The sequence below is a fragment of the Planktothrix sp. FACHB-1355 genome (assembly GCF_014748295.1).
In the GTDB taxonomy this organism is placed as follows: Bacteria; Cyanobacteriota; Cyanobacteriia; order Cyanobacteriales; family Aerosakkonemataceae; genus Aerosakkonema; species Aerosakkonema funiforme_A.
Genome location: NZ_JACJUP010000691.1, coordinates 1 through 3,701, shown reverse-complemented (window position 1 = coordinate 3,701; position 3,701 = coordinate 1). Strand labels below are relative to the sequence as shown.

The 3,701-nt window shown below is 46.3% G+C and carries 4 protein-coding genes; 2 read left to right on the top strand and 2 right to left on the bottom strand.

Annotated features, from left to right (window positions below; all coding sequences use genetic code 11):
• Positions 1 to 616, bottom strand: a 616-nt coding sequence (locus H6S82_RS23145; RefSeq protein ID WP_191056774.1) for a Crp/Fnr family transcriptional regulator, incomplete at its 3' end; no start/stop codon positions are given.
• A 268-nt stretch (positions 617 to 884) separates the two neighbouring features.
• Between H6S82_RS23145 and H6S82_RS34145 the strand changes: the two genes are divergently transcribed.
• A complete protein-coding gene (locus tag H6S82_RS34145; RefSeq protein ID WP_190461996.1) occupies positions 885 to 1,877 on the top strand; it encodes a DALR anticodon-binding domain-containing protein in 993 nt (330 codons plus the stop codon).
• Positions 1,878 to 2,054: 177 nt separating this feature from the next.
• Here the strand turns inward: H6S82_RS34145 and H6S82_RS23135 are convergent, their stop codons facing one another.
• On the bottom strand, positions 2,055 to 2,909 hold the full coding sequence (locus tag H6S82_RS23135) for a Cof-type HAD-IIB family hydrolase (RefSeq protein WP_190461994.1): 855 nt from the start codon (positions 2,907 to 2,909) through the stop codon (positions 2,055 to 2,057).
• Between the two features lie 517 nt (positions 2,910 to 3,426).
• Here H6S82_RS23135 and H6S82_RS23130 point away from each other — a divergent pair.
• The coding region (locus H6S82_RS23130) for a PIN domain-containing protein (protein WP_199317939.1) at positions 3,427 to 3,701 on the top strand (275 nt) is incomplete at its 3' end.

Sequence of the window (3,701 nt, the reverse complement as noted above, 5' to 3'; positions counted from 1 at the left end):
AACCGATCGCGCTGCCAATTTGGGCGTGGGTGAGAGTCCAGGGAAGAGAGTACCCTTGCTCGCAGGGTTCGCCAAATTCCTCAATCAAGAGGGTGAGAAATCCTAACAGACGATCGATCGTGCGGCGCTGTCCGAGAGTACTCAGCCACAGTAGCTTGCGCTGGTGCTGGTAGCGAAACGCATCTAAAACTTCGCGCCGGAAGTGGGGCCAGTTGTCTAGGTCGTGCCAGTACATCCACACTACGGCTGTTTGATCTACGTGGGCGTAGCTGTGGAGCGTAAATGGGGACTGAGCTACAATTTCAAATGGTTGTCCGGCACCTACAAAGCCTAAGAAGGCTTCCTCTTGGTTAAGGGTGGAGGCGCGAGAGTTAAGGTTGCGATGGGTGGCGCTCACTTGGGCAACACCTACCATTCGCACAGCACCTCGCTGTACTAAATACAGCAACCCAGGTCGCGCTGGAATTTTTTCGTCTTTGCTGAAAGTGCGACACCGATAATGTTCGTTAGCCCAGTCTAATATTCGCTGCCAGGTTAAAAACGGTCGCGATGCTTCCGGTCGCAGTGTATCTGAGCTTACAGGGTTTGGTTGTATGGAGAGAGACTGTTGCACCATAGGTTGAGAGGCCAAAAAAGGGCTTTAATGGGACGTTTATCGACAGGGTGGTTTTTTGGCAAAACCGAGTCATCGGGCAATATTAAAACTAAATAAGCTTTATAGCATCTTTATAGAAGTTTTACTGTAAATTTAAAGTAATAAAAGATACCTTAGATTTTACTAAATTATCAAGGCTGGGAGTTTGTTATTTGTTATATTTGATGCAAGTTACAACCGTAGATAGATGTAACCGATGTAAAAATATGATGTGGCTCGGTAAACAACTGTGAATGAAGATTTACCGATGATGGATTTTCCTGCGATCGCATATGCGCTGCGGCTCTACTTACAAGAGGCAATGGATTTGCTCAGTCAAAAGCTAGGTATTGCAGATCCTGACATTGGCTTCGATCGGGATGTGCAGGGTTGGAACGCGACAGGAACTTTTGATGTATACCAATTTCAGGATAAAACTCAGATACTTTACGTGTCGCCCATCGCGCTCAGGCTGTCAAAGTTATCGAGAATACCAACTGCGGATTTGGCAGGTGCGATCGTAGATGAACTCTACGGATTAGGGGAAGAGCGTTACCCTGAGATTAAACTTTATTTTACTATTAAAGTCGCAGAGCGAGGCTGGATTCACTGGCATTTGAGCGATTTGGCTATATCAGCGTGGTTGCAGGGTTTGGTTGAGGGTGAGGGGCTAGAAAGTCAAAAGTCAAAAGTCAAAAGTCAAAAGAAAAAGGCCCTTGGGCAGGGGGGCAGAGGAGAAAAAGTTGCCTCTGTACTTAGCACTGAAGGAGTCGCCAATCAGGATTCCGCAATTTTTACGATCCAGTACGCTCATGCTCGCTGTTGCTCGCTGTTGCGTATGGCGCACCGAGAAGGAGCGATCGCGCTGGCAGAAGCCGATGCGGAAATGACTCCGACACACTGGTGCATTGTTTCTCCCAAGCCGATTCCGTGGCTGACAGGTGAGAAAAAACTGCGGTTGATACACCCAGCCGAACGCACTCTGATTTCGTCTTTGTTTGTGTTGCTGGATACTTTGTATTGCCCCTCGTCTTCTGGGCGTGCGATCGATTGGCAGAAAATAGCGCTGGATCTGGGCCAAACATTCGAGACGTTTTATAGCCGATGTCGCATTTGGGGTGAGGTGAAGACAGAAGATCCGCATCTGTCTCAAGCGAGATTGGGCTTGTTCGCAGCTACTCAACCCTTTCTGCGCTTGCTTTTGGAAGACTTTTTAGCTGTGTCGGCCCCACTGGAACTATAAGTTTATTTAGGCAATATCTGCCAAAATGGGGTGATAGTTATCAAAATTTAATATATAGAAAGGGATGACAAAACTAATTCAGCTCTTGTATAGTGACTACTGTGTGAGGAGCGAACCAGTTGGGAGACCGAGACGAAACACGGCCAGTCGTCGGTCTCCTTTCTGATCGAAGGGGTTTTAGAGGATAAATTTTTCAATGGCAGCGACAACGCCATCTTCCTCAACGCTGGGAGCTACCCAATGAGCGATCGCCTGTACGTCGAAAGGGCTATTTGCCATCGCTACACCGACACCGGCGTACTCAAGCATTTCGACATCGTTATAGTTATCTCCAACCGCCATAACGTTGCCAGACTCAAGTCCTAGAATGTCTTCAGCAAGATAACGAACGGCGGTACCTTTGTTCACCCACGGGTTGGTAGCTTCAAAAAAGGTGGCTACGGATTTGGTAAGGTAAAGTTCTGCTGGGGTGTACTGCTGCTTTAATGAACCCAACAAACGCTCGATCGTATCGGTATCGTCGCTGAGTGCTAATACTTTAGTAGGACAAATATCTTCTCCGTTATCTCCTGTGAGCGCTAGGCGCAGGTCGCCTACTGGGATAGGCTCGATCGCAGAACGTTGTGCGTAAATCTCGGTTTCGGGGGTAATTTGACGCACGTAGAGGCGATCGTTGATGTAGAAGTGTACGGAAAGCAGCGATCGCAATTCCGGTTGCTCGAAGTAGTCTAGCAGTTGCAAGGCAATTTTTTTTGCTACTGGCAGATGACGCAGCACTTTTTGCGTGGTTGGGTCTTTAATCAACGCTCCCTGATAAACTATCAGGGGTAGTTGCGAGCCGATGTCTTGATGGAAGCGCAAAGCAGAACGGTACATCCGACCTGTAGCGATCGCAACTTGCACACCTTTTGCTTGTACTGCTTTAATTGCTTGTTTGACCGGTTCGCGAATTTGATTCGACTCGCCTGCGATCGTTCCGTCGATGTCTAAGACCAAGAGTTTTATTTCTCGGTCAATTGCACTTTCCTGCATAGTTTCTATCCCTACTCCTCATTAAGTTTCCCATACCAATAGGTGTGTTACGTAAAGAATTTAGCTATGTACAGCCATACTGCTGTAAGTATAAATACTTTAATTGCGATCGCAGCGTCGATATCTGCAAAAAGCACATCGATATTTTGTGGAAAATACGGTATTACCTAACAATTGATAGAGGTTATTTTATCCGGCATCGCCAGCCGTTGAAATTTATTTAGGCAAATAATGAAACCAAAGCTTTGTCTTGCAGGTTATTAAGTTTATTTAGTGGGCGATTTTTATTTAGCGTGTATCTAGCGGGTGCTTGGATAGATAAATAATCTGGGAACAGGTAGGCAAATAATGCGAACAGTCATTTTTGCTTAACCCTTGCTTAACCAGTTTATTTATAGTCTTCATTACGTCGCTAATGGTTAACTAAACCTTAAGCCGTGAGGTACGATCGCCAACGGCTTTTTAGTAATTTAAATTGACAAACACAATTTCCGGGAGTCTGGTTAAAATGAGGATTATGTCAAAATCCTCATCTGCTGCACCGGAAAATTTACCTGCGATCGTTTTGGTTGACGGTCATTCGTTGGCGTTTCGCTCCTATTATGCCTTTGCCAAAGGTCGCGATGGCGGTTTGAAAACGAAAACGGGAATACCGACAAGTGTGTGTTTCGGTTTCCTCAAGTCGTTGTTAGCGATTATCGAATCCCAGAAACCAGAAGGGATTGCGATCGCATTTGACTTGGGTTTGCCAACTTTCCGCCATGAGGCAGATGACACCTATAAAGCCGATCG